Annotated in this window: 26 protein-coding genes and 4 pseudogenes; 19 read left to right on the forward strand and 11 right to left on the reverse strand. The window is 59.3% G+C overall.

Translation table 11 applies throughout. The features are described from left to right. Positions 1-670 precede the first annotated feature (670 nt). Positions 671-1,432, forward strand: a complete 762-nt coding sequence (locus tag BJA_RS39050) for an outer membrane protein (protein ID WP_028176054.1) — start codon at positions 671-673, stop codon at positions 1,430-1,432. A 171-nt stretch (positions 1,433-1,603) separates the two neighbouring features. Here the strand turns inward: BJA_RS39050 and BJA_RS39055 are convergent, their stop codons facing one another. Both BJA_RS39055 and BJA_RS39060 read right to left on the reverse strand, forming a co-directional pair. Next, positions 1,604-2,365, reverse strand: coding sequence for a helix-turn-helix domain-containing protein (locus tag BJA_RS39055; protein ID WP_011090423.1), 762 nt, complete (start codon positions 2,363-2,365; stop codon positions 1,604-1,606). Between the two features lie 181 nt (positions 2,366-2,546). Then, on the reverse strand, positions 2,547-3,728 hold the full coding sequence (locus BJA_RS39060) for a tetratricopeptide repeat protein (protein ID WP_011090424.1): 1,182 nt from the start codon (positions 3,726-3,728) through the stop codon (positions 2,547-2,549). 1,469 nt (positions 3,729-5,197) lie between these two features. Here BJA_RS39060 and BJA_RS39065 point away from each other — a divergent pair. From BJA_RS39065 to BJA_RS39080, 4 genes are all read left to right on the forward strand, one after another. Next, positions 5,198-5,368 (forward strand): hypothetical protein, encoded by a 171-nt coding sequence (locus BJA_RS39065; protein WP_157839457.1) that lies wholly within the window; start codon positions 5,198-5,200, stop codon positions 5,366-5,368. A gap of 4 nt (positions 5,369-5,372) precedes the next feature. Continuing rightward, complete coding sequence (locus tag BJA_RS39070) at positions 5,373-5,759, forward strand: hypothetical protein (protein ID WP_063713279.1); 387 nt, start codon at positions 5,373-5,375, stop codon at positions 5,757-5,759. Positions 5,760-6,111: 352 nt separating this feature from the next. Then, positions 6,112-6,414: a hypothetical protein gene (locus BJA_RS39075; RefSeq protein ID WP_060910340.1), complete on the forward strand. Its 303-nt coding sequence runs from the start codon at positions 6,112-6,114 to the stop codon at positions 6,412-6,414. Between the two features lie 216 nt (positions 6,415-6,630). Further along, on the forward strand, positions 6,631-6,822 hold the full coding sequence (locus BJA_RS39080) for a hypothetical protein (RefSeq protein WP_011090426.1): 192 nt from the start codon (positions 6,631-6,633) through the stop codon (positions 6,820-6,822). A 312-nt stretch (positions 6,823-7,134) separates the two neighbouring features. Here BJA_RS39080 and BJA_RS39085 read toward each other — a convergent pair whose 3' ends face one another. From BJA_RS39085 to BJA_RS39100, 4 genes are all read right to left on the reverse strand, one after another. Continuing rightward, complete coding sequence (locus BJA_RS39085) at positions 7,135-7,491, reverse strand: hypothetical protein (protein WP_011090428.1); 357 nt, start codon at positions 7,489-7,491, stop codon at positions 7,135-7,137. Between the two features lie 426 nt (positions 7,492-7,917). After that, on the reverse strand, positions 7,918-8,838 hold the full coding sequence (locus tag BJA_RS39090) for a hypothetical protein (RefSeq protein ID WP_038967819.1): 921 nt from the start codon (positions 8,836-8,838) through the stop codon (positions 7,918-7,920). A 1,640-nt stretch (positions 8,839-10,478) separates the two neighbouring features. Next, positions 10,479-11,066, reverse strand: coding sequence for an RNA ligase family protein (locus tag BJA_RS39095; protein WP_011090431.1), 588 nt, complete (start codon positions 11,064-11,066; stop codon positions 10,479-10,481). Between the two features lie 42 nt (positions 11,067-11,108). Then, positions 11,109-11,348 carry a hypothetical protein gene (locus tag BJA_RS39100; protein WP_038967817.1) on the reverse strand — a complete coding sequence of 80 codons (240 nt, stop codon included), beginning with the start codon at positions 11,346-11,348 and terminating at the stop codon, positions 11,109-11,111. Positions 11,349-11,727: 379 nt separating this feature from the next. Here BJA_RS39100 and BJA_RS39105 point away from each other — a divergent pair, with 379 nt between their 5' ends. The 3 genes from BJA_RS39105 to BJA_RS39120 all read left to right on the forward strand — a co-directional run bounded on the left by BJA_RS39105 (position 11,728) and on the right by BJA_RS39120 (position 14,239). Then, positions 11,728-11,991: a hypothetical protein gene (locus BJA_RS39105; protein ID WP_028176062.1), complete on the forward strand. Its 264-nt coding sequence runs from the start codon at positions 11,728-11,730 to the stop codon at positions 11,989-11,991. A 1,366-nt stretch (positions 11,992-13,357) separates the two neighbouring features. Then, on the forward strand, positions 13,358-13,588 hold the full coding sequence (locus BJA_RS39115; RefSeq protein WP_011090434.1) for a DUF6894 family protein: 231 nt from the start codon (positions 13,358-13,360) through the stop codon (positions 13,586-13,588). Between the two features lie 501 nt (positions 13,589-14,089). Beyond that, positions 14,090-14,239, forward strand: coding sequence for a hypothetical protein (locus BJA_RS39120; RefSeq protein WP_156149849.1), 150 nt, complete (start codon positions 14,090-14,092; stop codon positions 14,237-14,239). Between the two features lie 192 nt (positions 14,240-14,431). Here BJA_RS39120 and BJA_RS39125 read toward each other — a convergent pair whose 3' ends face one another. Beyond that, positions 14,432-15,442: a PAS domain S-box protein gene (locus tag BJA_RS39125; RefSeq protein ID WP_236842145.1), complete on the reverse strand. Its 1,011-nt coding sequence runs from the start codon at positions 15,440-15,442 to the stop codon at positions 14,432-14,434. A 560-nt stretch (positions 15,443-16,002) separates the two neighbouring features. Here BJA_RS39125 and BJA_RS39130 point away from each other — a divergent pair. From BJA_RS39130 to BJA_RS43400, 3 genes are all read left to right on the forward strand, one after another. Then, positions 16,003-16,221 (forward strand): hypothetical protein, encoded by a 219-nt coding sequence (locus BJA_RS39130; protein ID WP_038967816.1) that lies wholly within the window; start codon positions 16,003-16,005, stop codon positions 16,219-16,221. Then, positions 16,218-16,466, forward strand: coding sequence for a hypothetical protein (locus BJA_RS39135; RefSeq protein ID WP_038967815.1), 249 nt, complete (start codon positions 16,218-16,220; stop codon positions 16,464-16,466). Before BJA_RS39130 ends, BJA_RS39135 begins: the two co-directional genes overlap by 4 nt. Before the next feature lie 164 nt (positions 16,467-16,630). Next, positions 16,631-16,825, forward strand: a complete 195-nt coding sequence (locus BJA_RS43400; RefSeq protein WP_074076792.1) for a hypothetical protein — start codon at positions 16,631-16,633, stop codon at positions 16,823-16,825. On the opposite strand, the gene BJA_RS39140 is transcribed toward BJA_RS43400, so the two are convergent. Together BJA_RS39140 and BJA_RS39145 are read right to left on the reverse strand one after the other, a co-directional pair. Continuing rightward, a complete protein-coding gene (locus tag BJA_RS39140) occupies positions 16,747-17,355 on the reverse strand; it encodes a cysteine hydrolase (protein ID WP_011090437.1) in 609 nt (202 codons plus the stop codon). The genes BJA_RS43400 and BJA_RS39140 overlap by 79 nt on opposite strands. 2 nt (positions 17,356-17,357) lie before the next feature. After that, a complete protein-coding gene (locus tag BJA_RS39145) occupies positions 17,358-17,900 on the reverse strand; it encodes a phosphatase PAP2 family protein (protein ID WP_211434525.1) in 543 nt (180 codons plus the stop codon). A gap of 370 nt (positions 17,901-18,270) precedes the next feature. Here BJA_RS39145 and BJA_RS39150 point away from each other — a divergent pair. The 3 genes and pseudogenes from BJA_RS39150 to BJA_RS39160 all read left to right on the forward strand — a co-directional run. Next, positions 18,271-18,633 (forward strand): annotated as a pseudogene (locus BJA_RS39150) (divalent metal cation transporter); the annotation flags it as partial. Positions 18,634-18,653: 20 nt separating this feature from the next. Next, positions 18,654-18,995, forward strand: a complete 342-nt coding sequence (locus BJA_RS39155) for a DUF3147 family protein (RefSeq protein WP_038967813.1) — start codon at positions 18,654-18,656, stop codon at positions 18,993-18,995. Between the two features lie 5 nt (positions 18,996-19,000). Beyond that, complete coding sequence (locus BJA_RS39160; RefSeq protein WP_011090440.1) at positions 19,001-19,435, forward strand: DUF3147 family protein; 435 nt, start codon at positions 19,001-19,003, stop codon at positions 19,433-19,435. Here BJA_RS39160 and BJA_RS39165 read toward each other — a convergent pair. Then, complete coding sequence (locus BJA_RS39165) at positions 19,432-19,614, reverse strand: carbohydrate porin (protein ID WP_082901065.1); 183 nt, start codon at positions 19,612-19,614, stop codon at positions 19,432-19,434. The genes BJA_RS39160 and BJA_RS39165 overlap by 4 nt on opposite strands. A 34-nt stretch (positions 19,615-19,648) precedes the next feature. Between BJA_RS39165 and BJA_RS43405 the strand changes: the two are divergent. Continuing rightward, positions 19,649-19,816: pseudogene (locus BJA_RS43405) on the forward strand (PAS domain S-box protein); the annotation flags it as partial. 179 nt (positions 19,817-19,995) lie between these two features. Here the strand turns inward: BJA_RS43405 and BJA_RS43750 are convergent. Further along, positions 19,996-20,121 carry a hypothetical protein gene (locus BJA_RS43750; protein WP_257784485.1) on the reverse strand — a complete coding sequence of 42 codons (126 nt, stop codon included), beginning with the start codon at positions 20,119-20,121 and terminating at the stop codon, positions 19,996-19,998. A gap of 196 nt (positions 20,122-20,317) precedes the next feature. Between BJA_RS43750 and BJA_RS39175 the strand changes: the two genes are divergently transcribed. From BJA_RS39175 to BJA_RS39190, 4 genes and pseudogenes are all read left to right on the forward strand, one after another. After that, positions 20,318-21,382 (forward strand): IS110-like element ISBj4 family transposase, encoded by a 1,065-nt coding sequence (locus tag BJA_RS39175; protein WP_011087397.1) that lies wholly within the window; start codon positions 20,318-20,320, stop codon positions 21,380-21,382. A 608-nt stretch (positions 21,383-21,990) separates the two neighbouring features. Further along, positions 21,991-23,780 (forward strand): annotated as a pseudogene (locus BJA_RS39180) (adenylate/guanylate cyclase domain-containing protein). Positions 23,781-23,991: 211 nt separating this feature from the next. Then, a pseudogene (locus BJA_RS43410) lies at positions 23,992-25,206 on the forward strand (NAD(P)/FAD-dependent oxidoreductase). 779 nt (positions 25,207-25,985) lie between these two features. Continuing rightward, entirely contained in the window at positions 25,986-26,222 is a 237-nt protein-coding gene (locus BJA_RS39190; RefSeq protein ID WP_038966177.1) for a DUF6894 family protein, read from the forward strand. Positions 26,223-26,356: the final 134 nt, after the last annotated feature.

The raw sequence follows: 26,356 nt of genomic DNA on the forward strand, positions 1-26,356 counted from the left end.
ACCGTCGATCAGGCGAAGGGGGCGGCCCCGGTTGGCTTCGCTGGCAGCGGATGCCAAAAACTCATTTAGCAGGTGTCGTTTGATCCTGATCGGTTCACGCTCGCCTTGGGAAGCGAGTAAGAGAACGCGCTCGGCAACTTCCACCGCAGATCGCTGCTGCTGACGAGTGAATGACGGACTGGAAAGAACGTCGTCTAGAACGTCGCGGAGCATATGTACTGTTACCGTGTCGTAAGTCATGCGCCGAATACCCCGCTCGTCGAAACAAGATGCGTCGTAGTGATGGCGCAAGCGAAAGGAAGTGAAGCGTCGCCGGGCTCGAAATAAGCGTCCCGGCAGCGCTTATTCTCTAACTGAGCGCTGAAATCCCAGTCGTCCTGCATTGCGCAATGGTCATGCCACAGGCTTGTGACACCGGTTCGCGCCGGGGTTCCATGCAACAGTCGAACGGCGACCGGAAGCCCCGATCGCGATCTACAGTCCCGTAATATGCACGTTGACGTGCATTTGGTTCCCAGCAAGTTCTTAATATATATAAAGAATTTCCGCTAGATATCTGCGCCGAGTGTTGCAGCTTAGCTACATCAACCTTCAGGCGAACGGGATAGCGTTGATTCCTCAGGTGGGCGTCGTGCCTTTTTTGAACTTCTTTCTGGGGAGATTTCTCGTAATGAAAAAGCTTCTGATTGCCGCGGCCGGGATGATGGCCGTGGGTCTATCCGCCCCTGCGTCGGCGGCTGATCTGGCGGCCCGTCCCTACACCAAGGCGCCGCCCCCGGTGGTCGCGCCGATCTATGACTGGACGGGATTCTACATCGGTGCCAACGGCGGTTGGGGCCAAAGCCACAGTTGCGTGGATTTCGTAACTGCCCTTGGAACGGTCGCGAGCGGGTGCGGTGATCGGTCGGGAGGCGTCGTCGGCGGGCAAATTGGATATCGCTGGCAAACCAGTCAGTTTGTGTTCGGATTGGAAGCCCAAGGCGATTGGGCCGACCTCAAGAACACGCGGGTGAGCCTGTTCAATCCGACGCTCTCAACCACGGCAAAGACTGACGCCATCGGTCTGTTCACCGGGCAACTCGGTTGGGCTTGGAATTCGGCGCTGCTCTATGTGAAGGGCGGTGCGGCTGTGACCAGCAATCGCTTGACTATATTCGACAACACCACCGGGATCGGTCTGGTCTCGGCAGATAATACGCGCTGGGGCGGTACCTTGGGTGTCGGCTTTGAGTATGGCTTCACGCCCAACTGGTCGGTCGGTGTTGAGTACGACCACCTGTGGATGGGGCACGCAAATAACTCCTTCTCCGTGGTCGATCCGCGCCTTGCGGCGGTACTCAACGACCGGATCAGCCAGGACGTGGACATGGTCACCGTTCGGTTCAACTATCGCTTTGGTGGTTACGGGGCTCCGATCGCGGCGAGATACTGATCGCTCCAGTCTGTGCAAACCAAAGCCCCGGCTCGCCGGGGCTTTTTTGCGGGCTATGAATTGCTAGCGTCTGAGGTGGGTCAAAATGCGAAGGACTCAACGTAAGCTCGGGTCTGCTATGCCCCGTTGAATGGACCTCAATGAGGCGTGTCGCCGCTTCGCTACCGGAAGTCAGGCGTCGAACTCCGCGAGAGCATGACGATCTAGCAATTCGATCCGCCGCTGAATGTTTCCGTCAAAGCGCAGCAGCGCTTCGTCTCGAAGTATGGAAAACGCGCGGGAGACGGTTTCCAAGGTGATGCCGAGATAGTCGGCGATGTCGCGGCGGTTCATTGGCAGCAACATCATCGCGGGATGTGCTAGCCGTTCATCCATTTCAAGAAGGAAGGCGGCAACTCTCTCCAGGGAAGTCTTCCGCCCCAGGAGAAGCATGTGATCTTCCGCGTGCTGCAGGTTTTGCGTAACAAAGCAAATGAGGTTTTTTGTGCTGACTACTCGATTTTGCATGGCATCGAGGATGCTGCCTCGCTTTATGATGCGAACGTGGGTTTCGACGAGAGCGTCAGCGCTAAACCGGTGCGCGACGCCATTCTCAAATCCGAACATGTCACCCTGGAGGTGGAACGCATTGATCTGGTGGCGACCATCTGGGAGCATCTTATACGTCCGCACCGCTCCGGAAGTAATCTGGTAGACGTATTCGTCGGCGTGCCCCCCTTCGCCAAAAATCTCGATGCCCTTGCGATACTTGAACTCGCTGCAGAAGACGCGCTCGCCAGCGAGATCGGCGAGGGGCGGACCTACGTAGTCAACCGGAGGCGGGTGCTTCTCTTGGCTGGCCGGAAAAATGCGTACAAAAGGAAGCCGCCAGCCCTTGGGGAAGCCAGCGGCTTTGGGTGGGGTCGCGTAGTGGGGGCTACGCAACGTCTCCATTAGCTCTAGCGAAAGGATCGCATGTTGATCAGGATCAAGCTGGATATCGGGTGGAGTCGATGGACGCCCGCTATGGGTCAAAAGCGACCGTCTGGCGCTCGGCTACAAACTTCCGGTCTGCCCCTATGAACTGACATCCCGCTACACCGCGCCTACGGACGCGATGGGCCATATGCGGAAGTCACTGCTCCGGTAGCCCCGCTTTGCGCAACGCTCCTTCCACGTAAGCGCGCTGCTCCACGTAGGCAGGATCGTCCGACAGATCGGTGGCCCGGAATTTCGCAAGACTGGTGTAGTTCGGATTCAGGCGACCCGCCGCCGCGAGTGCCGCGCGGGCAGCCGCTATGTCGTCTTTGATAGCCATGATCGCGGCGTAGTAAAGTTGGCCATATGCCAGTCTCGGATTCGTCGCCACCGACCTGCTGAGCCAGGTTAGCGCCTCATCATCGCGCCTGAGCAGGATCATCGCGCGCCCCATTTCAAACTGCCACGTTCCAAGACCCGGGTCGCGTGGACTGAGTTCAATGGCCCGATCGAACAGCGGGATTGCGTCAAGAGATTTCCCGGTGAAGACAAACGTCTCGCCAAGAAAAAGCGTCGTTGTCGCTATATTGCCGTTGATTTGCAGGGAGATCCTGTACTGCTCGGCGGCCTCTTTCTGCCGCCTCTGTGCCTGCAGGGCCCGGGCGCGCAACGCATGAGCGGCCGCATTATTCGGATCGAGCCCGACTGCTTGCTGCGAGAGCTCGTCGGCGCGACTTAAATCTCCTGCCGGGTCGGGGGATTGTCCATTGATCACCAGATTGGCTAGTGTCAGGGAAAGTCCTGTCATCGCCCTTAATGTATGCGGATCAATCTCAAGCGCATGCTCAAACAGGCGCCGAGCTTCCTCACGCGTCTCGGGCGTGGTCGGCTTGTACACGGCAGCCCATCCCTGCAAAGCAAGGTCCGACGCGGTAGGATTGGTCTGGTGCTCCAGTTCGATGCTGCGGGCCGCTAGAACAACCAGTTCCAATCCCAGAGTGCGGGCGATCCGGCCGGTTATGTCATCTTGCAATTCCAGATAGTTGCTCCGCAGACGATCGAAGCGGTCCGACCAGACATGGCCGCCAGTTTCAGTATCGATCAGCTGCGCATTGACTCGAACCTGATCGCCGACGCGCTGCACGCTACCTTCGAGCGCGAAGCGGACACCGAGTTCACGCCCGATCTGGCGGGCATCTATCGACTTGCCCTTGTAGGTGAACGCCGTGTTGCGCGCGATACGAAGCTGCCCTGAATTCGCGAGAGATCTGTTGTCAGGCCGTCCGTGTGCGAAATAATCCTGTCCCGGATCGCCACTGAGGTTGGTGAAGGGAAGCACGACAATGGATAAGCGCGGTGCTGTCCTGGATACTCGGGACGCCGCTTACGCGCCCTCTCGCGAGGGCCAAATCCGCCGTGCCGCTGTGCCTCGTGGTGGGGCGCTACCCGTAAATTTCCCAAGTGTTGGCGACTAGGCGCGCTGGTTAAGTGGTCGGCAGGTTCTGAGCGCCGTACCATGAAAGCACCGAAGCCAAAGCAATGGGCCGAGCAGGAAATCCGACGCTTGGTCAGGCTCGCCCGGCAGGGCGTTGGCGTATCGAAGATAGCCACCGAACTGGGCCGCCATGCGGGGTCGGTGAGGCGAATGGCGCGAACGATGGGAATACTATTGAAGAAGTAGCCGTCGTTCGACGCCTGATCCGTTGAATGCAGGGCGGCGGCCCTACAGCCCAAAACCGCGGCCAATCTCCCGCACAAGCCTGAACGCAGCGTCAGTATTTCAGCCGTAAAAGAGCGCCTGATCGAGCTGCGAAAGAATGCTCAGCCCAAATAGCGCGATAGCTATGCCTCTAAACATGGTTGTGGACCGGGTTGAACCATACAGCGAAAGTTCAAATCGGCCCCAGCCGCAGGTTGGGAGAAACAGCCGGGGCCGACATTCCCATTCCGTGTGCCGTAATCAGCGGTAATCGGCACGGCTCCCAGCAAGCCACAAGAAAGCTAATGAACTGTTTCGCTCGCCTCTGTTCGGGCGGACCAGCGCCGCTGCGTGCTCCCGTGTGTAGCGCAGCGGTGACACTCCGGGCCCGAGCCCCCATAACCTCAGCAGCCTGAACGGCAGGTTGTTCGGCTACGGGGCGAGGCTAATAACCTGGCGAAGCAAGCCGCGTCGATCTTGCGCAGGCGCGCATCGCTGCACCACCTAGCTGAAGGAGGTGCGTTGCCGCTGCGCGGCGCGTCGCGAGCTGGCCAAGCAGAACTCACATCGTTTGCAACAATATCATTCCGACGACGGTCACAAAGAAACCGATTGCCGTCACTGCGGCGAAGCACCGCTCTACGCTATCCATGAACGCAACCCCTGCCGAAAAAATTCAGTTCAGCGTTTTCCGTGATCTACTGCGATTCCAACCGCTGACTCGCTCGTACCCCGCGAGGAAATTTGAGATCTCCTTCCCTAGAACAGAACGCTCTGCAAAGAGTGAGAGCTAGCTGTGACCGTCAAGGGGACTTGGTACCGAAAGCGCTCATGCCGCCCTACTGTGGGCCGATTGCGTGGTGTTCGCATCATCTCCAATTGCTGGGAGCGGGAAGGCAGATGTGCATGACTGATCGCGCAGCGCATCATCGGCCAAATGCTCCCAAAACTCAGCTTCGGCGAGCAGTTTCCAACTTCGATCAGGGTGATGCGCAGCAGTCTGACGGCACAGCGATGCCATCGCGCGCAGGCGACTTAGAGTATCCACCTACTCCTCCCAATATCTTTGTTTTTTCCACCCTATTTTCTATTTTTGCGTCGGAGTCATTATGATTATGACGCAGAACCAATTTTTAGGTTTGCAAGCGCGATTCGGCTTTCGTTACGCCTCAAATCGCGTCCCGAAAACAACGGACGTCGAACTGCTGATAGAGCGGCTTCGAGAGCTGGAGCTTAGCCTGGCGGCGCGAGAACTGACGGACAAGCACGAGCCGCAGTAGCGTAATGAACAACCAAGGCTGGCAGGGGACTTTCGACGATCCGATCCTACTGCCAGATGGCCGCAAGCTGATCACGCTGCACGACGCCGCCACCGTCATCACGAAGCTGCCGAGGCCCGAGCATGATGCTCCGGAATGGCAGGCCGCCATCGAGGCGCTGATGCTGGTGGTCGATCTCGGAGGCCCGACGATCTTCGCTCGCGTCGGCGTTGTGCGTGCGCTTAGCCGACATCAGAAGCCGTTCGTCAAGCCGCGCAAGAAGCGCGTGAGAGCGTACACGAATCGTCAGATGATGAAGCGGCCCTGGATTGTAAAACATCAACCGCGCCCTATTCGCAGCGCAAGCACTTGTGCTGCGTGGGGCGCGGAGGTTGACGCTCGCTTTCTCTGACCGCCAGGACGCTGGCACTGTCGGCGCTGACCCCGTCGGGCGCTGGCACTACCTGTTTGCCAGGCTAGCCGAACACCTGTCTGTGCTCGCATCGGAGGTGGAGCGGGCGATTGGCAAGCCTGCCGCCCAAGGCCGTAAAAGCCACACGGGCGACGATCTGCGGAGGCTGCCGCTGCATCTTCGCAAGTCCAATCTAGAACGCCTACTTGCGCGGCGCCCACGATCTGCGCCACGGGCAACTCGACAAGAACGCGCCTCTGCTTGAGTTACCTCCTAATGGTAGACGCCCGATCTACCGTTTGTTCGCAACGATTGGCATGATGCACGGACTGTACGCCGTGAGGTGAAGACAATGATCAATGACCGCCTCCTGCGGCCACCGCCGATGGCTCGCATCCGCAAGATCGGCATCATCGGAACCGCACTCCTCCTGCTTGGGCCGATGGCCGCTTCCACCGTTCTTGGAGCAGGAACGCGCATCTCTGAAGGCTTCGAGCCGTTCGAGAAATCAGCGAATGAGCGCATCGCCCAAGCCTTCGAGGACATTAGGGACCTCGCGCCCATCTCTGATGAGCTGAACACCGCGCTGGCGTCGCTGAGCCAGAGTGTGCAGGGCGCGCAGAAGCCGCCGGTTCAGGCTGAAGGCAATGAATGACCTGATCTGACTTCCTTCTGTGATGAGAGGCAATGCAGCTCGTAGTAACGCCGTGCCGTTTGAGGTGCCATTTCCGGGCATGGGACAGCAGGCACGTTTTCACCACGAGGTTGTCAAAATAATCCCTCTGCTTCCACGGAATGGGATACCTACGACGTCCAGTACCTCAACGCCGATCCCAAGTAATTGCGACCACGTCCGTCGGAGAGATCGACGATGACCGAAGAACGAATTGCTCGTTTACGTACCCATAGGAACAATATTGATCGATATCGGCGCCTGCTCGAAACTGAGTTAAGTGAGGCCGAACGGCACTACCTCGAAAGGCGGCTGTCCGAGGAACAATCCGCAATGGAAATGGACCTGAGCACGGTCGAGCCGCCGCCGATTATGGTCGGACCGAAATGACCACCTCAGATCGAGCACGACCTTTGGCGGGCGACGGCCCGACCACTGCGGAAACTGCTCGGCGTCTGGGGATAAGATACCAACATGCCTACAACATCCTGCACAATTCTGGCGCTGACAAATCCAATCGGCGGATCGGGGCGAGGCAAGTGGGTCTCCTCGCCATATACGCGCAGCGGCGACATTAAGGGAACGAGGGAAAGACGGCTACGTTCGACCACAACAAATGGCCCCGACGCTTTGCACGTCGGGGCCCTTCAAGATTATCAGGCCGGTTACATCCGCCGTGCCCTCTGATCCAGATGTCGCCGATTACTGCACCCGATTTTGTGCAGATGATGGCAGCCGCACGGCATTGAGGTAATCACATGCGGCGCGAAAGCGCTCGGCCGCCAGCTCGCCCTTGCGCCACTCGGCGCGCAGTCGGCGCTCGGCCGCCAATTGTAGACCCGCGACCGTCGTTGCGATAACGTCGTCGATCTCCGCGCCCGTTAAGGTCCGGCGAATTTTCAGCACGATGCTCAGGGCCATGATGATTGGGCCGTGTGGGCGCAGCAGATCGTGCGCCTGCTGCTCGCAGAACGACAGGAACCGCTCGACAGCCTGTGCCGACTTGCAGACCAATGTCGCGAGCGCAACTGCTTGCTCAACGTCACTAACGGAGGGCACGGGCTCCCTGGCAGAAGCATACGTTCCGCGACAGATGCCGCGCCCAGCTCAATGCAACGGTCGAGCACGTGCAAGTACGTATCTGCGGCATCGCCGCGAACCTCGCCATCCTGGGGCATGAGGTCCCGCAATTGGCCGCACAGCTCCGGCACATCAGCAGCGTCGTCATCGCTGCCGAAGGCAACGCTGTGGCGCGGCCCCCACACGAGACCGCCGTACTTCCCGTTCTGATCGGGATTGATTGTCGCTCCGCCGAGCGGCTTGCCGAGCAAGCGCGCTGCCACGGCGTGACCGGCCGAGCAGATCGTCGTATTCGTCGTGCTCGTCGCCAAAGCTCATGTAGTCATCATTCATGCCGGAACTCCTGCGGCCAGCTCATCGCGTCCGATGAGCTGGCCGCCTTCCACCGACTCCGCGAAAGCTTATTCACGAACGCGGAACGTCAATCAGGATCGTGCGCGGTTCCGCGGTGGGGAGCGGAGTGAAGTTCGCTGAGCGCGGCACAGGATCGAAGTGCGGCAGGTTCTTGGGCTCCTCGACGACATCGAGATCGATGACATCGGGCGCGCGCGGATTGAAGTCGCCGCCGCGCGTACCACGGAGCCGAGCGCGCTTCGGATCCGTCACCAAGACCGCCACACCCATGCGCAGAGCACGCTGCGCAGTCGTCACCGGCATGGTTGCATCTTCAAATTGCTTGGCGAAACGGATGCGGCCGTCGTGATCGCCGAAATTTGCAGACTTCATCATGAAGATCATTTGCGTCGGCGGCGACGGCTCAGCAATCGGGACCGAAGTGGTGACCGGCTGGGCTGCCGGGATAGGCGCAACGCCCTCGCGGACCGCGACCACCATGCCGCGCAGCTCCACGAGCGCAAAACCGGCAGCGACTTCGACCTGCGTCGCGGTGTTGCAGATAAAGCGGACCATTGCGCCGCTCTCATGGTGGAAGTGAAGTTTCTCCAGGGCGTCGGCAAAGCGCTTGCCAGCCGCCAGATAATCCGGCAGCGCCCGCTCGACGGCATCGAGATCACTAGCCAGCTTTTCGCTTGCGGCCTTGCGTTCGACAGTAGCGCGTTCTGCTGCGAGCTTCTGCTCGGCATCGGTAATCTTCGCCTGCACCTCCACGAGCGCATTCGCGTAACCGTCGCGGGTCACGGCGCAGGCGGCGACCGCCGTCTCCAACTTCGCGCGGGCCTTGTCATCGGCATCAAGATCGGCATCGAGGTGGTGACGCTGGAGTTTCGCTTTGGCGTCATCGTGGGCCGCTTCCGCAGCGGAATGGCGGCTATCCAAGGCTGCGGCGCGCGTGCGCAGCGAGGCCAGTTCGGCTTCAAGCTTTTCCATGGGTGATTTTCGTCGGAAGAATGGTGTCATGCCTCCTAGCCTACGGAGAGCAAACCGATTTGCGAATGATGGACCTGTGGCCTGCGTCACATGGCTGGGCATTCAAGGGCAATTGTTGTGGTGATGCCCAATGATTGCCGGATCGTTGGGCGGGCGCACTTGCAAATGGCCTCAGATCAGATGTCCGCTTGCCCCTGATAAGCGGCGGAATAGCGGACGTTCTCCAGTGGCTGCTTGGGGCCAGGAGCGGACAGCGCGTTCTAAAGCCCCGTCAGTGCACGGTTTACTGATATCTCTTGCAGCCTCTTCTCACTGCATCCGGACGCAATATTATCTTCCATTCCATTGTGACCAGCGGCACTCCAGCCCATCGTTCGTAATCACATTCGTAGTACACGCCGCGCCGCCCGACTCCCCTCGCGCATCTCGCGCCAGCGGAAACCAGCTCTTTCTGCAAAACTTGAAGATCTGAACCCGCAGGAAAGCGACTGTTCAGATACGTTTGCGCGGCGCTACAATCTCTTTTCGCGGCAAGGACTCGAAATAGTTGAAATCGAAAGTCGTCGGATCTCCTCCCATCGCTTCTTCACAACATATGGATGGAAGTACCACGACCAATAGTGATACCCAACCCGCCGAGCCCGAGCGCATCTCCCATGTCCTTCAACCAGTTGTTAGGCTAAACCGCGTGGAGAATACAAGTTACTCTGCTAGTGGCTCTACAATGTATTCAATTGGTTTGAACATGCACAGCTAAAGATTGCAATTGGCAGGTCGTTACGCCGGCCGAAGTGTTGTCTTGATGTCTGCAACGGGTCATTCGCGTTCATTTGGCCGCATCCCCACCACGTCTGCTCTGGCGTCGGCTGCTGACGAGCCGGGCGCGGTTGCAAGTTCGCCCTCGGGGGCGTTCTCCGTGGTCAGTTTCGTTCTGGCCGGCCACTGCCGCTGTCTCGGATCGCCCTGGGCAATATCACTTGGCCTTTGGTCGAGACGGTGGTGGTCAGTTTCTGTTTGGATCAGCAGGCACGGCGGACGTAACCGGCCTGATGATCGTGAAGGGCGACGACGTGCGACATCGTCGGGGCCTTTCTGCTTTGTGTCAGGGGAAACGGATCGGCCTCGCCACGGCCGCCTATCTATCGACGTTATCTCCGCGGGTTGCAAACCGCTCGTCCACGGGCGTTGGCTGCCGCCTGGGTTCGTAGCGCTCCACTAAATTCAAAAGGCGCTTTTTGATGAATGGGTCGGCTTGCTCTGCGAGTTCACGTAATATTTTCGCACGTTGCCTATTAAATTCGTCGTCCAACATAGTCGGCCCCATTATAAAATATGAGATCGCAATAGTATGAATGTAGCGGCTTAGGCTTCGCGAGAAAGCCCAAAATATTTTCCTGCGTGACTAATACGAACGGCCGCGCGTTACAGAAAGACCATCTACAGACGGTCTTTCTGTAGGCGCCGGATGCGCGTGGCTTCTTCCCCGCCGATCATAATATTACCAGCCAATTTTTAGCGCAGATTATCTACGCAGGTCAGGCTTATCGTGTGAAGCCGAAACCACGGTGCAAATCATGGAACAAGAGAAGAGTTGCTTGCGTGCAACATGCTAGTGCCTGCCAACTTGTTTGTTCGCGACCTCACAGCTCCCGCTCCATCGCGGGGTGACTGCGGTTTTTTACCTTTACCCAATGCTTGCTCCGGCCCGCCTGATCAGGCTGGTCGCGACGCTTCGATACCAATCCTTCAAGACCCATGTTGCACGCGGCGCGGAATAGGTCAGGTCCAAGCTGGCCACGCTCAAAGGGATTAACGAAAACGCCTTCAGGACGCCGCGCCAGCAGGCGCTCCAAGTTCGTCTTCCGCATCGACAACGAGAGCCTGCGGTGATCGTCGCCGCCTTCGGCGAGAATATCGAAGGCGCAGAACTGCACTTCGTGGTCGCGCTTGCGCGAGTGAAGTGCGTTGAAATCGGAGATGCCATCGACGCCGAGCACGACTGCTTCGCCATCGAGGACGAAATGCTTCTGGCGGACCTTGCGCGCGGCCTCGACGATCCAAGGATAGCGACTGGCCCAGTTGTACCCGCCGCGCGTGATCAGGCGTACCCGGTGGCCCTCGCGCTCAAGGCGAAGACGGTAGCCGTCATACTTTACTTCATGAAGCCAATCCGGCCCGCTAGAGACGGCCACACCTCTGCTGGGAAGGCAAAACTCAAATGAACGCATTCAGGAAAAATAGGCATTCGATGCCTGATTACGAGATGGAGCTTAGGGCAACTCGGTCAAGCTGGCGTCCACATTTTTACGGCTTGGGCGGCAGATCAGGAGCGATGTCGCTGCCGTGCTCTCACCGATAGCCTGCTCTACTGCGGATGCGAGCACCGCAAGGTGTTCAGCCAGTTTGGCAAACAGTTCGCGCTTTTTGGGGTCCGTCGCCAAGTCGCGAATAAGGGCGCACTCAGCGGCGTCTCGCTGTAGCTTCTCCAGTTGGGCCTGCATGTCTTTCATCTGCGGCCTCGATGTTCCAGTGCGGGAACATTACAAATACCTGTTCCGGGTCACAAGTGAACAGAGCGATATCGCCGACTGGGACTAGCCTCCAATTGCGTGGCGCCTCCTCACGGCGCCAGCCCGTCGGACCGCTCGGCCCCGCAACTGTCCCCTCCGTACCGCCGCAAGTGGGCCGGGCTGGTCCGAGGGGCTTTGCGCAGCGTCAAAGCGATATCCTGCCATGTCGGACAGACTGGACGCGTAGCCGAACAACCTATTGTCAGGCTTCTGAGGTTATGAGGCCCTGGGCTCCTAGGCACACCGGGCCTCGCCTTAACTGCCTATCCGCCCCTGACTGTGTGTTGATCTCGCAGGCGATGTGCGACAGGAGGCTAACGTGTCCGCCGAAAATTACGCCGATGATCTCCGCGCGACCGTGCGCTTTGCTCTAGAGACGACCCGTGCAATCGCGGTCTGCCCCTTCCATTCTCAAGTGACCATCCGCATAGGGGATGATGCGGCCGAGAGCCATGCTTTCGAGCGCGCGAAGAGAGTCGTCAAGAGTGACGGCACGAACTGGGACCCGCGGGCTCTTATGGGCGAGATTGGTCGGCAGCTAGGTGAAGCCGCTGACGGTGAATGTCCGCTTTGCGCGTCGTAGAGAGCCATCCGTCTGGCGCTCACCCGCGCATATTGTGCGAGCGCGGTTGCTGGCCGCTCGCAGGTGCTCGGCTGATGTTTGCGATCACCTGTTTCGCCGTTTTCGTATCCGCACAGTCAGCCAAGCCGCGGCCTGAAGACTGCGCACTTCCGCTGCAGGCTGATACCGACCTGCATTCGTCGAATTCGCAATCTTCTTCGCTGCATCTTCGCCACATCGCCTGCCGTTGAGATCGCCGGCGTCGCCAGTCCGTGTAACTACAGCTCCGGATGAATACTGTGAGAAAAGCTGACTTATCGAGCGATCTTTGTGTGGGTGCGCCCCAGCGGCAAAGAACGTGGCCGCGATATCGAGCGTACGAAAAGCCGTCCTCAGCGACATTCGCGTTTCGACAAGTCTTGAGGGAGCTGACCGCACGAGCGGCCTTCAAGCGCCCGAGGAACATCTCCGCGCGCGGTCGGTTGGCCGAGTGATTGCCGATGAAAGGACGGGGCGGCGGGAGGAGGCTGCGGTGGCAAGAACATCAATCTCGAAGACCGACTTGGAGCTTATGGCGCTTCAGCAGATTCGGAGCTTCCCGGGCGGCGAGCATGCGGTTTCTGTCGAGGTCGAATGCGTCGCTGGCGAGGCCCGAGACGTGACCTGGAGGCTTCATGTCACCGCAAAGGACGAAGCCGACTTCGGGCGTATCCATTATGCCGCAGAGACCACGACCGAAAGATTGAAGCGACGGTATTGCCTCAAACGGTGACCAGATGATCCATCACGTCTCGCTCGGCAGTAACGATGTCAACAGCGCAAGAGCTTTCTACGATCCGCTGATGTCCCTTCTCGGACTGCGGCTCCTCAAACACTCGGACCGTTCGCTCCACTACGGCGCCTCGGATATCATTTTCAGTATCGAAACCCCGATAGACGGGCTTCGGGCAACGGCAGGAAATGGCACTCACGTAGCTTTTCAAGCACCGGATCGCGAGACAGTGAGAGCTTCCGCGCGACCGCACTTGCGCTTGGAGGCGTTGACGAAGGGACTCCCGGCATCCGAGACAATTACAACGCGAATTATTTTGGTGCCTTCGTACGCGACCTCGATGGAAACAAGATTGAGGCGGTGACGTACACCGCAAGAGAAAGCTTTTAAGAAGGCCCTTGAAATTCGCCCCGGCTAGGAGGCTGTCGAGGCCGGTGTCCCGAGAAGCGCGTCCTGCAAAGCGAGAGGATTTGAACCTCCGACCCTAGTCTCCCAGGCGCGGGCAACCTTTTGATCTTTCGATGTTATTTTCGAACTACCCTATTCAGCCCCCGCTGAATGAGCACGCTTTTCGGCCCGATTGGAACGTGAGCCTGACGTACCGCATTACCGCGCATGCCGAGATATTTCTTTCACATTACGCACGAGCGCACCGAGATCGACCGCGTGGGCGAGGACCTCCCGGACAAGCATGCCGCGTGGAAGGAGGCCACTGTCACCGCCGGGCAGATACTACAGGGCATTGACGGGAACCTAGTACCGGGCCGAGACTGGCGGATGGAAGTGGCCGACGAGTTTCAGAACACGCTCTACGTTCTGCATATTCGGGCTGAAAAACCAGCGTAAGGCCGCCTCAGTTGGCGGTTTAGTGTTCGATTTTCATTGCGAACTGAGTGTTCGCGAGCCACATACGATAGCCCACCACCGTTGTTCCTCCAGATGGAACCAACTTGTCGGGATCCGCATCTTAGGAATCGGAAAACTCAAACCCTGCGGTTAGGACCCGTAAGACGAGGTGTTGTCATGCAGCGCCGCCGCCGTTTCAAACAAATACAGTCCCTTGAAGAACGTTTAGCCGAAATAGCAAAACGCCTCCGTGAAGAGGCCAAATCCCTCCCCCAGGAATGGAGCGCCAAGAAAAGCTCCGCAAAGCCTGGCAAGCCGAAACCGGCTCGCACGTGAGCGAGTGGCTGAGATCGCCCGGATTGCCACTGCCTGAGTAATCCGCTCAGCGGTTTCAGGAACATTTGCCGGCATAGGCCGGTTGATCGCCATCACCGTTACAACATTTGGCCTTTGCCGGTGACTGCGAGTCCTTGTTCACGCCTCCCACCGTGGATGGCAAGCATGTGCGAACATTGCGTGGAGCTAGATAGACGGATCAACCACCTGAAAGGCTTGCTTGCGAAGGTAACTGATGCACAGACAGTCGCCGCAATCGGCGCGATGGTCGAGAAAATCGAAGCCGAGAAGATCGCCCTCCATCTCACCAAATAAAGGCCGCCTCAGTTGGCGGCTTCTCCTGTTCGAGGATCGAGCGGCTCAACGCGCGAAGGTTTATCGGGTGCTGTCCTAGGCCGTGTACCTATAAACCCGGCGGCGTCATGTGACTGGTGGCTCCTATAGCGACCAAGTTCTTGGGGCAGCGCAATATGTCGTGAGAGCAGCGAAGCCAAGCTCGATTGGGTTTTACGTCGGAACGGCGATTTCGCAAACTAGCCCTTCCGCGCGCCAGTCAAAATGCACCTTGCCGCCAAGTGGGGTGATCGTTCCTTCGATGAGGCGGCTACCAAAGCCCTTGCGTTCGGGCGCATTTACCCTCGGACCGCCCAATTCGGTCCAGCGGAGCATTAGCTGTCCATCCTCGGCTCGCGACCAATCCAATCCAATCCAGCCTTTCGCGTTAGACAGCGCTCCATACTTGGCAGCGTTGGTCGCTAATTCATGCAAAACCACAGCAATCGCCTGTGCAGCGGTGGGTTCTAATACAATTTGCAGACCCTCCATCACAATCCGCTTGTCTTGGCCTTCTTGGAGATAAGGGGCGAGCTCTTGCTTGGCGATCGCCGAGACCTCGGCTCCTATCCACCGCGTTTCAACAAACAGCGAGTGAACATTTGCCATCGCTTGGATGCGCCCGCTGATCACTTCCTTGAGGCGCTCGGAGGTGTCGGACTGAGAAAGATTGATGATTGCCTGTACGTTCGCGAGGATGTTCTTGCTTCGGTGCTCCGCCTCGCGAGCCAGAATGCGAATCTGCTCCTGAGCTCGCTTGTGCTCGGTAATATCTCTAGCAATCTTAGATGCGCCAATGATGTTGCCGTGGGCATCTTTGACAGGAGAAACGGTCAGCGAAACGACGATTGAGCTACCATCCCTACGTCGGCGAACAGTCTCAAAATGGTCGAGGCGCTCACCTCGTCGGATGCGGGTTAAAATCTCGCGTTCTTCGCTTTGTCGGTCCTCCGGGATCACAAGTGTAATAGGCTGGCCGATCGCCTCGGCGGCCGAATAGCCGAAGATGCGCTCAGCCCCCTTATTCCAACTTGTAATAATGCCGTCCAGATTCTTGCTAACGATCACGTCGTCGCTAGATTCAACTATGGAGGCCAGCAGATTGGCCAACCGCTCGGCACGGTCCAGGGCCGGCTCGTTGACGAGAGCTTCGCGTTGAAGTCCCGGCTCTCCTTTAATCGCCAATAGGACCCCCAAACCCAGATGTTGCACTGCCGTTGGTGCCCAATCATAGCACCGAAAGCAAAGGCAAGAAGGTGTCCATTGGGACGGTTTCAGCGGAAATTGTCGGTCCCCTTCTACTCGGTAAGTGTCCAACCGGGGCCTGCCCGGAAGCGTTGCGTCTGGACAGGGCTGGCTGCGCGTTATGAGTCCGCGCCCTAGTTAAGACACTCGCAGGGGCAGACAGGAGACACCCGCCTAATCTGCTGCGTCTGTGGCAGCGAAAAAATCAATTAGACGATTCACAAATGTGCTTGCGAGAATCTTGAGGATCGGGAAAAATCGGCAATCCGGGGCTGGCTAGACCATTTGATCTCGGAATTATTGAAACCCGGACGGGGCCGCTGATGGCGAGTCGGCGGCCCTTGTCTATGTGGCAGGGCGGCTGCCAAGTTTTCCTGGTGCCCCGCGACCCCGTTGGCGACGTGCTCTATGGTACCGAACTCCTAGACCTATGCTATTGGCGGTCCACCGCAAAGATTGATACGTGACAGCGCCCGTGCCGAGCTCCTATTAAAGCCCCCATGACCACGCCGATCACGATCAAGAAGCACGAACGCGTCCCCGACACCGGCAGCTATAAGGTCCGCTTCGCGGACGGCCGTCCGAGCGTCTATTTCTACTGGGGCGACCTGCCCGGCCGGCGGCTTCGACCGGATCTGCTGACGCGCAACGAGGCCGAGGCCAAGGCCAAGGAACTGGCTCGCATCGAGCGCGACAAGCTCGCCGGCGCCAGCGCATGAAGCACGTCGAGACCCGCCACTTCGCAGATCCGCAAGTTGCCGCACGCAAGCTCCTCGAGCTCGCCGCCGGCGTCGAGCCCGTCAATGGGCGCATTCACATCGAGAAGATCAACGCGCCGTTCCTCTCCAGGAACGGCTGCAAGGCGACGGGCCCGGAGTTCGGCACCGGCATCCAGCATGCGGTCGAGAGAGGCTGGCTCGAGCTGCACGAGAGCGGAACCTTCGTGCGGCTTAATCAAGGCTGAGGTCCAATAAAAACGGCCCCAGCATACCCCTATGCTGGGACCGTTGGAGGTGCTTGGCGGTAGTGGGTCGCTAAGCATCCCTAGCTTAGGAAAAACTGGCAATCAGGTCTGTGCGCTTTCGTACACAAGCGGTATGGTTCCGCTCGGGAACGGAACTGATCGCAATGAAAGGCATGCAGGCTCAATTGGAAAAGCTCCGCACGGATGCTGCCGAGTGCGCCCTCATCCGTGACCTGGCGACCGCCCCGAAGAAACGAGAGCTTTTTACGAGGTTGGCTGATCACCTGACGACGCTCCAGCGCGCAAGGATGCTGGCAACCGGCGCCACCTCGATCTGCAAGCTGAACCTCTTGGTGTAGAGATTGATGAGCGCATCGTGACTTTCATCAGACGAGCTGCAGAGCGCGTCCTCAGCGAGGATAACACGGTAGCCGATATCGACCGCAGCCAGCACCGTTGCGAGCACACAGACATCGGTCTCACCGCCAGACACGATCAGCGTGTCCACCTGATGCTCATCCAGAAAGGCTTGCAGGCGCCTATTGGTGAATGCGCAGTAAGTCTGGCGGTCGATGACTGTGGCAGGCGGCACAAAGCGTGTCAGGGCCGGCATCAGCTCAAGCAACCCCGGATCGGCCTTGTCGCGTGTCACGCATTCCCATTTCTCATAATAGGCTTTCCAGACGTCGCGCGCCTCGGCCTTGTTACGGACCGGAATGAAGCGCGTGAAGACGGTACGTGGCGGCGCGTGCGCAATCAGCCTGACCGCCTCGGGTAGCGCACGCTCCAACCAGGGCGTTGCCCACGGGGCATACGGTGCGAACAACCTTTGCATGTCGATGCAGAGATGGACGGCGTGAGGACCGGGGGGTGCGAGCAGTTGCCCCATGACTAGCCCGATCTTCCCTGACGACCAAATCCCGTCAGCCGCCTTATGACGCGCTCCAGCGCGACTCCGATCGCCAGACCCGCAAGTACATCACTTGCCCAGTGAGCCAGCAGGAACACGCGCGTCGACACCAGAACGGCGCCGAGGCCCCACGCGAGATTGCGCTTGGCGGGCGACAGGACCGCGGCGGCGGATGCGAGGGCACCGACATGCACGGCATGCCCCGAGGGGAACGCATCCAGCGCGCGGCCGGAGAGTGGGATGCCATGCAGATGGCCGCGCACGGTGCGCCGGTCCGGCCGCACCTGGTCAAAATGCGTTTTTAGAAGGTGTGGCAACAGGACAGAGGCGAGCGTCGTCAGCAGCACATGATCGCTTGCGTGCCGCTGCGGCAGTGGTTTGGCGCGACACCAGAGCCACCATCCGACGGCAACCGCGGTCAGAATATGCTCATCCGCTCCCCAGGTCAGCGCGCCCGAAATCCGCTCCGGCAGCGGACGGGTGTGTCGCGCAATCGCACGCGCAAGTTCGATATCGGCGGACAAAGGATGTACTCGTATCGTCATCGACTGCCTTCTCTCGCAGATGTCCTTATGCCCTGCAGCAATCTCCGTAAAAGAGTGATTGGAAAGCAGAGCAAGTCGACCTGGTCTTTCAATCAACCGCCTCGAAAACCGTTCCCGGCGAGGAACTGTGCGCCGGACGGACGCGTTGGATGCGAGGGACAGATCAATGGAGGAGAGAGCCATGGGCTTTGGACGAGGCGCATTGTTGTGGTTGCTGGGCATACCGTTGCCGATCATTCTGCTGCTCGCGATCTTCTGGCACCATTAAACCAGCGGCACAGGTCAGGCGAGCCTGTCGGCCAAAGGACTGTCAAAGTGCCCTGAGCAGCCCTGATGTAATATTCATGCGATGCTGGCCGGCTCGACAGCCTATGCCATTGGCGAAGGCCGCAGATGCCCCGTTGGCCTCGCCCGCAAACCGCGGCAGGCCATGGCGTTTTATTCGGTGCTTGCCCTCTCGGTCGGCCTCGGTGTGGCGCTCAATTTCACGCCAATTGATCCGATCAAGACGCTTTACTGGAGTGCGGTCATTAACGGGGTGCTAGCAGCACCGGTAATGACCGTTTTAATGCTGCTTGTCAGACGGCGTGACGTGATGGGCAAGCTCGTGGTCGAAGGCTGGCTGTATTGGCTCGGCTGGGCGTCGACGGCGGCGATGGCTCTTTGCATCGTCGGCATGGCGGTCAGCATGCTGGTACCAAGATCGTCCTAGAAACGGCGATCAAGGAGGAAATGGTGGACTACGCGCTGCGCTTTCTGATTGGCGGCTTGGTCGTTTCCCTGTTTGCGGTCATAGGCGACGTGCTGCGGCCCAAGAGCTTCGCGGGATTGTTTGGCGCCGCGCCCTCCGTAGCTCTAGCAACGCTCGGCCTCGCCTTCTCAAAACATGGCGGCGACTATGTTGCGATCGAAGGCCGCTCGATGATGCTCGGTTCGATCGCGCTCGCGGCTTACAGCGTTGCTGTTTGTCAGTTGCTGATACGGGCCGAATGGTCGGCGCTCAAGGCCACCCTCGCCGCTTTCGCGATCTGGCTTGTGGCCGCGATAGGCCTCAAGCAATTTTTGATAGGCTGACCACTATGGTTGTCCACTTCAAGTTCTCCGCACTCAAGCAGGGACGACTTTACGAATATGTCGTGCGTTTTGCATTGGGCGGGTTGGCAACCGTGGTGGCTGGCCTTGTCGCGGACGGGGCAGGGCCGGAGGCCGGCGGGCTGATGCTGGCCTTTCCAGCGATCTTCTGTGCCAGTGCGACCTTGATCGAGAAGCATGAGCGTGAGCGCAAGGAGAAAAACGGCCTGCGCGGGCAGCGACGCGGAAAGGCTGCCGCCGCACTTGATGCCGCCGGGGCCGGATGGGGAAGTCTGGGCCTTGCCTGCTTCGCGCTCTTCATCTGGCACGGACGCGCTTTACAGCCCGCGCTCTGCCTCGCAGCGGGTTCGCTCGTCTGGTTCGCGGTCGCCGTCCTCATGTGGCGCCTACGGCGCGAACTACGTTTCGGAAGTCCCTCCTAAAATTTAAGAGTCGTCCGCAAGCCGAACACGGAAGCATTCTCGAGTGGCGTTCCGGCTAGAGGTCCTGAAGGGTTCGTTGCTCCTCCACCGGGGTGAATAATGTACTGAAAATTGGGCTGCAGCGTCCAGCCATCCCTGATCTGGTACTGATAGACGGCGGTTAGAAGGCCTTCGCTCACAGGTTATTCGGCGGCCCAACTGCTGGGCCTAACAATTTTCGAGGAGACGCATCCGGAAGATGTGTCGGAGGATCGCCGTCAATTCCAGCGCCAGCTCGCGGGCGAGTTCGAGCGCTGCAGCATCGAAAAGCGCATTGCCCGCAAGGATGGCGGCCATATCTGGGCCCAGGTGACGTCGTCGAGCGTCCGCGATGCTGACGGGCGCTTTCTTTATGCGGTTCGCGTTCAGCACGACATCACCAATCGCAAGCGAGCTGAGAGGCACTATCCCGTCGCATGGAAGAACACGCAGCGCTGTTTGCCTTTTCGGAACGATTGCAGCATTGCACCTCGTCCACCGATTGTTACGAGGCCGCCCTTAATGCAGTTCCGGGTCAAAGGTCAGGCCCTTGCGCTTTCCTGCCAAGGCGGCCCAATAATAAACGCGCATAGAGTGTTGAAACAGCCGGACTGATAGATCTCGCCGATCGTCATCTTCTCGAACTCGCAGGCGGTGAGGAGGTACATGGAACATAATCCTTCGCGCCTGGAAGTTTTATCGGCTGGTTCCAAAGAAAGCCTTGCCGAGCAGATCGAAGTTTATCAATTGCGATATTGGCTCCGTAGACGCGATGCGCACGAAGTCCGCTAATGGGATGGTCCGGCCGTGCTCCTGCCCCGCCAGCGATAAGCTGGCCAGGGGCGCCAAGACAAGGAGCACGCCATGTCCCAGACACCCAGTACCGCGATCGCCGTGATCGGCATCGATATCGGCAAAAACTCGTTCCACGTCGTGGGCCACGATACGCGCGGCACCGTCGTGCTGCGGCAAAAGTGGTCGCGTGGCCAGGTCGAGGCGCGGCTCGCCAATATGCCGCCTTGCCTGATCGGCATGGAAGCCTGCGTCGGCGCACATCATTTGAGCCGCAAACTCGCATCGTTAGGTCACGATGCCAGGTTGATGCCGGCCAAATATGTCCGCCCTTATAGCAAAGGACCGAAGAACGACTTCAATGACGCCGAAGCGATTGCCGAAGCCGTGCAGCGCCCGACGATGAAGTTCGTGGCGACCAAGACCGCGGAGCAACTGGATCTGCAGGCGCTGCATCGGGTGCGCGAGCGGCTGGTGTCGCAACGCACCGGCATCATCAACCAGATTCGCGCCTTCATGCTGGAACGCGGGATCGCGGTGCGCCAGGGTATCGGCTTCCTGCGCACAGAACTGCCCACCATCCTTGCGACGCGCACCGATGCCCTGTCGCCACGCATGTTGTGTGTCATCGAGGAGTTGGCAGGCGACTGGCGTCGGCTGGATCAGCGCATCGATAGGCTCTCCGGCGAGATCGAAGCACTGGCCCGTCAAGATCAGGCATGTTCGCGCCTGATGACGGTGCCTGGCATCGGGCCGATCATTTCGAGCGCCATGGTGGCCGCGATCGGCACTGGAGACGTCTTCTCCAAAGGCCGTGACTTCGGCGCCTGGCTCGGGCTGGTGCCCAAGCAGATCTCGACGGGAGACCGCACGATCCTCGGCAAAATCTCAAGGCGCGGCAATCGCTACCTCCGCGTTCTGTTCGTCCAGGCGGCATGGGTGGTGCTGGTCAGGATCAAGAACTGGGAACGTTACGGACTCAGATCCTGGATCGAAGCCGCCAAGAAGCGATTGCACCACAACGTGCTGGCGATCGCACTCGCCAACAAGCTTGCCCGCATCGCCTGGGCGGTGCTGGCTAAAGGACGCGCCTTCGAGCTGACAAGGACCAACGATGCAGGCGTCCGACCCGCTTGATCGTCGCGCCGTGCTCGGCGCGGTCAAGGCGCGGCCTGGCAACGCCGGAGCCAGCCGCAAGCAAAGCGCAACGGCCGGCCTTGACCGCCCGTGCGCGCGACGCGACGCACGTCCTGCGGGCCGGGACGAAGGAACGGCCCCTGGCTCGAACACAGGAACTGCGAGGTAGGAGGAGCAAGCGATGACGTAACCCCATCAACAGGTTCCAGCCGAGGTCTGCGAGAGGATGAGACGAGATGGAGGTTCGGTCTTCCCGGCGCATGCGAACACTGGTGACCCAAATGGCCCAATCGAGGCCTGTCCGCTAATGAGAACGCACGCGCGCTGATATCCATGATGGCCCGGAGAAAATGCTCCAATCAAAGGCCGGATACATTGATGCAAGACCACACCACCTGATCGACGAACCTCTTGCTACGCACGGCCGGACCGTACATCGGGGTCAAAAGCAGCGGTGCACGTCTCGGCCGACGACTTCCGGTCTACCTCAATTTCGGACGTATTGTTGTGCCGCGCCCAGGGTCGCATCTGGGCCAATAAGCGACATGAGCAGCGTGGCCTGGTCATTCGATCCGTCGTACAATATCTCCTCGGTTGGGTTGCGAGCCATGGTGCAAAAGCGGCCAGTCCGGGTCGAGCGTAGGTTGTCGGCGATATTGGCCGCCGACATCGCTGGCTATTCGCGGCTGATGCACAATGACGAAGAGGCAACGCACGCCAAACTGGCAGCGCTCCTAGCAGACGCCGTCGAGCCCGCGATTGCCGAACGCGGGGGCCGCATTGTGAAGAACACCGGCGACGGCTTCTTGGCAGAGTTTCCAAGCGCGGTCGAAGCGGTTCGAGCTGCCATTCAATTTCAGACCCGCGTCCGCGAACTTACCGTCGGTTATGCTGAAGACAGGCGCATCCTGTTCCGTGTGGGCATCAATATCGGCGACGTAATTGTTGAACCGCATGACATCTTTGGAGACGGCGTTAACATCGCGGCGCGGCTTGAGGGCATCGCCGAACCCGGCGGCATCTGCCTATCCTCCTCCGCCTACGATCAGGTTCGCGGCAAGGTCGCGGTCGAGTTCGCCGATCTAGCGAGCAGAGCCTCAAGAATATTGCCCGCCCAGTCCGAGCCTATGCTGTGGTCTGGGATGGATTTATTCGGGGCACAACGACTGAGGGTGCGATGCCGAGCACACCTCCCCCGACACATCTGTCCATCGTGGTGCTGCCGTTCGCGAACATCGGCGGCGATCCCGAGCAAGACTATTTCGCCGATGGCGTGACCGAGAGCCTGACTACGGACCTGTCGCGCATTAGGGACTCATTCGTGATTGCCAGCACCACTGCGTTGACGTTTAAGGGCATGGCCGTCGACGTGAAGAAGGTCGGGCGCGAGTTGAACGTCCGCTACGTGCTCGAAGGCTCGGTGCAGCGGGGCAGCAACCGACTTCGGGTGAATGTGCAGCTGATCGACGCGAAAACCGGCAATCATCTTTGGGCCGAACGCTTCGACAAGCCTGTCGCCGACCTTTTCGATATGCAGGACGAAATCGTTTCGCGGCTCGCTAACACTCTCGATGCCCAGCTCATCGCGGCCGAGGCACGGCTAGCGCAACGTTCGCCGCATCCTGATGCGATGGACTTGTATTTTCAGGGCATCGCTTGCTTACACGAAGGACTAACCAACGAACACTTGGCGCAAGCGCGCGGCTTTTTCGAACGTGCCTTGGCGCTCGATCCCGACTGTGTCGAAGCACTGGTTGGCAGCGCAATAGTTGACTTTAATAGGGGCGCTAACTTTTCTATTGACGACCGCGCTGCGCTGCTCGCGGCGGCCGAGGGGGCCTTAATCAAGGCTTTGTCCCTGGCTCCGCAATACGCCCCGGCCCACATGTATCTCGGCGCCGTGCATATTTTTACGGCCCGCGCGGCCCAAGGTATCGCCGAATGTGAGCACGCGTTGTCGCTGGATCGAAATCTAGCTAACGCCCATGGCTGGATTGGTCTTGCCAAGTATTTTCTTGCTCGCGCCGAGGAGACCGAGGCCCATGTCCATGAGGCGCTGCGCCTCTCTCCCCGGGATATCTGGGTCTACCGGTGGATGCTGTTTGTCGGCTGCGCCAACGTGCAGCTCAATGCCGACGCCGAGGCGGTCGCCTGGCTGCGCCGAAGCATCGAGGCCAACCGCAATTTCCCCCTCGCGCATTTCCATCTCGCCGCCGCGCTGGCGCTGCTTGGGTGGCTGGACGAGGCACGGGCCGCCGCGCAGGTAGGGCTTGCACTCGATCCAGGGTTCACCATCCGCCGCTTCCAACGCCATGCTCCGAGTAACAATCCGACTTACCTAGTCAGACGCGAACGCTTCTATGAGGGCATGCGCTTGGCCGGGCTGCCAGAGGGCTAAAGGTCGGTTTTGGGAAATGAGCGCCGGTCGAAGACCGGGTCGCCCATGTCCACTCTACCCAACACACCGGACTTCTGCGACTACCCGAGCCTTTTCGCCTCTGGGCCAACAACGGCCCTCGTTACGGCTGTTGCCCAGAGAAAGAGAATAGTCGGCTACCACCGCCGGTGATAGACTTCGGTGCCAGCTAACGTGTTTCGAGCATAGTCCCATGATTAGCAAGGCCGATACTATTGTCATTGGCTCCGGCGGCCTCGGCGCTGCCACAGCATATTACTTGAGCAAACGCGGTCTCAACGTCGTTCTGATCGACAAGCACGATATCGGATCGCAAACCTCGCCCCGCGCTGCGGGCATGGTGAGCTGCGTCCGCAAGAGCGACTTGATGATTGGCCTCATCAAGGACGCTTGCCGTAAGATTGAAGCGTTCACCGAAGAAACGGGGCAGCCTCTCGATTGGGTGCACTCTGGCAGCCTGAAGATCGCGCGTCGGCCGCAGGACGCGGAGGTGATCAGGGCTGACCTTGAGCGCGGGCGCCGCATGGGCCTTGATGTCGAGCCGATTTCTTCGGAGCAGGCAAGTCGCCTCAATCCGTTTTTAAAGCCGACCGGCGTCGTCGCGGCGATGAGGATCGGTGACGACAGGTATTTCGACCCCGCGCAGGTCGCCACCGGCTTCGCCATAGCAGCGGCAGCTCGAGGCGCAACCGTACTGCCAAAGACGGACGTGCTCACCGTAAACATCACTGCCCGCAAGGTGACCGGCGTAACCACCTCGAAAGGCATCATTGAAGGCCCGATCGTGGTTGATGCGGCTGGTGCATGGACGCGATAGGTCGCGGAGGCATGTGGGATTTCCGTGCCTCTGGTCCCGACCCGGCAGCAACTCATCGTCACCGAGCCTTTGGATGGCGCGCGTGCTGACCAACCAATGATTCGGATCATGGATGCCGCCGTATACACGCGTCCCTGCCAGGGCGGCTTGCTTTGGGGTGTCTACGAAGAAACCCCACGACTTTTCGACATGGAGTCGCTCGGAGCCAGTTTCGACATCAAGGACATGCCACTCGACATCGACGTGCTGCGTTCAGCGGCTCTTGAAGTCAAAGATCAACTTCCAATCCTGCAAACGGCAAAAGTGCGAGAATTTCGTGGTGGCATTCCGACAATGACCGCCGACGGCCACCACATCCTTGGCCCGGCCTCCGGAGCTGCAGGCTTCTATTTTGCAAGCGGGTGCAACGTCGCTGGCCTCTCAATCTCGCCGACCATCGGAGAGGCGCTTGCAACCTGGATCATCGATGGCAAGCCGGCTGTCGATCTCTCGCCTATGTCTGTCATGCGCTTCAAAGACCAGCCGTGGTCTGAACCTCAACTACAGAGGGAAGCCGCTTGGCAGTATCGGCACTTCTATGGCGCCGTCTAAGCTACCGCGGGTGATTTAGGAAAGTCGACGCGCTTCGAGTCACGAAGGAATGACGGCTATGGGTCACAAGTCGCCGATCACGCTCAAGATGGCAGACTTCCGCTTGACATTGGTAAGCCGACGTTTGTGAGTACACGCCCTAGTGCAGGAACCACGCGAGCGCGGCGCATTTGAATCGTCGCCGGCTCGCCCCCGAGCCGGCGGAGCGGCCCCGGCCCTCCCCGCCGGAAGCCCCTGAAGCCGGGGTCGTCTCTCCGATACCGTCTGTGTTGGAGTTTGCGTATGCGTGTCTCGCCCTCGATCTTGCCCGCGGACCGGCTCGACCGCGACATCTATCTGGTTCTCGCCGACGCTAACCATAACTGCGACCAGGTCTTGTTTTGGCAAATCCTAAAACTTATGGTTGTGACTTTCAGTATGGAATTTTTTGATGATGGTCCGATTACCTATGGTCGCGGTCATCGCGCCCGACGGGGAAAGATCATACTGGGTCGCAGCGGTCGAACCTGAGAGGGCGACCGAAGCGGTCGCGCAGGTCGTTGGTGACGGGCAAATCGTTAGGCTCTTGCAGCACCGCCTGCGCGTGAAATCAGATGCGCTCCGCCCAGGCGAAGTCCGCCGACTTGGGATCTGACCAGACACCTACCCCCGAAGAGGCACTCCATCTCCCCAAAAGAGCGTCCTCTCCGCCTTAGCACCCCCGGTATATATTAGCGTTACGCACATTGGCGGGCAGAGAGCGCGCGCTTTCGCTGCCGTCTCTTGGGGGAGTCGTGCGGATGACCCGTTTCTTCTTCCATGTCCACGACGGCATTACCATCTTCGATGATGTCGGACTGGAACTTCCGGATATCGCCGCCGCGCAAGCAGCGGCGATCGAATTGAGCAGTAAAATCCTCAACGATGGAGCAGAGGGACCCTTGTGGCAGGACCTTACCGGGCGCGTCGAGGTGACCGACAGCCCCGGAATCGGCGGGCAGATCTTCCTTGTCGTCAACTTTTCGGTCACAACGTAATGCACTAAACTAACCTACGCTCCGTGATGGTGCCCGACGGCGGCAATTGCGATGCGCGCTTCCCGGAGGGCGGCCGTCCAAATTCTTCTACTGGGACAACCTAGCCCGCAGCCGGATGCGTCCGGAGGTATTTG

Source organism: Bradyrhizobium diazoefficiens USDA 110, from assembly GCF_000011365.1.
In the GTDB taxonomy this organism is placed as follows: domain Bacteria; phylum Pseudomonadota; class Alphaproteobacteria; order Rhizobiales; family Xanthobacteraceae; genus Bradyrhizobium; species Bradyrhizobium diazoefficiens.

Excerpts from the sequence above, each read along its gene's own strand:
- BJA_RS39070 (WP_063713279.1), top strand. The coding sequence starts at position 5,373 with ATGAACAACCAAGGCTGGCAGGGGACTTTCGACGATCCGATCCTACTG.
- BJA_RS39130 (WP_038967816.1), top strand. The coding sequence starts at position 16,003 with ATGACCACGCCGATCACGATCAAGAAGCACGAACGCGTCCCCGACACC.
- BJA_RS43400 (WP_074076792.1), top strand. The coding sequence starts at position 16,631 with ATGAAAGGCATGCAGGCTCAATTGGAAAAGCTCCGCACGGATGCTGCC.
- BJA_RS39090 (WP_038967819.1), bottom strand. The coding sequence starts at position 8,838 with ATGGAAAAGCTTGAAGCCGAACTGGCCTCGCTGCGCACGCGCGCCGCA.
- BJA_RS39115 (WP_011090434.1), top strand. The coding sequence starts at position 13,358 with ATGCCGAGATATTTCTTTCACATTACGCACGAGCGCACCGAGATCGAC.
- BJA_RS39080 (WP_011090426.1), top strand. The coding sequence starts at position 6,631 with ATGACCGAAGAACGAATTGCTCGTTTACGTACCCATAGGAACAATATT.
- BJA_RS43750 (WP_257784485.1), bottom strand. The coding sequence starts at position 20,121 with ATGTACCTCCTCACCGCCTGCGAGTTCGAGAAGATGACGATCGGCGAG.
- BJA_RS39095 (WP_011090431.1), bottom strand. The coding sequence starts at position 11,066 with ATGCGTTCATTTGAGTTTTGCCTTCCCAGCAGAGGTGTGGCCGTCTCT.
- BJA_RS39120 (WP_156149849.1), top strand. The coding sequence starts at position 14,090 with ATGTGCGAACATTGCGTGGAGCTAGATAGACGGATCAACCACCTGAAA.
- BJA_RS39100 (WP_038967817.1), bottom strand. The coding sequence starts at position 11,348 with ATGAAAGACATGCAGGCCCAACTGGAGAAGCTACAGCGAGACGCCGCT.
- BJA_RS39190 (WP_038966177.1), top strand. The coding sequence starts at position 25,986 with ATGACCCGTTTCTTCTTCCATGTCCACGACGGCATTACCATCTTCGAT.
- BJA_RS39050 (WP_028176054.1), top strand. The coding sequence starts at position 671 with ATGAAAAAGCTTCTGATTGCCGCGGCCGGGATGATGGCCGTGGGTCTA.
- BJA_RS39155 (WP_038967813.1), top strand. The coding sequence starts at position 18,654 with ATGGTGGACTACGCGCTGCGCTTTCTGATTGGCGGCTTGGTCGTTTCC.
- BJA_RS39135 (WP_038967815.1), top strand. The coding sequence starts at position 16,218 with ATGAAGCACGTCGAGACCCGCCACTTCGCAGATCCGCAAGTTGCCGCA.
- BJA_RS39140 (WP_011090437.1), bottom strand. The coding sequence starts at position 17,355 with ATGGGGCAACTGCTCGCACCCCCCGGTCCTCACGCCGTCCATCTCTGC.
- BJA_RS39065 (WP_157839457.1), top strand. The coding sequence starts at position 5,198 with ATGATTATGACGCAGAACCAATTTTTAGGTTTGCAAGCGCGATTCGGC.
- BJA_RS39175 (WP_011087397.1), top strand. The coding sequence starts at position 20,318 with ATGTCCCAGACACCCAGTACCGCGATCGCCGTGATCGGCATCGATATC.
- BJA_RS39160 (WP_011090440.1), top strand. The coding sequence starts at position 19,001 with ATGGTTGTCCACTTCAAGTTCTCCGCACTCAAGCAGGGACGACTTTAC.
- BJA_RS39075 (WP_060910340.1), top strand. The coding sequence starts at position 6,112 with ATGATCAATGACCGCCTCCTGCGGCCACCGCCGATGGCTCGCATCCGC.
- BJA_RS39055 (WP_011090423.1), bottom strand. The coding sequence starts at position 2,365 with ATGGAGACGTTGCGTAGCCCCCACTACGCGACCCCACCCAAAGCCGCT.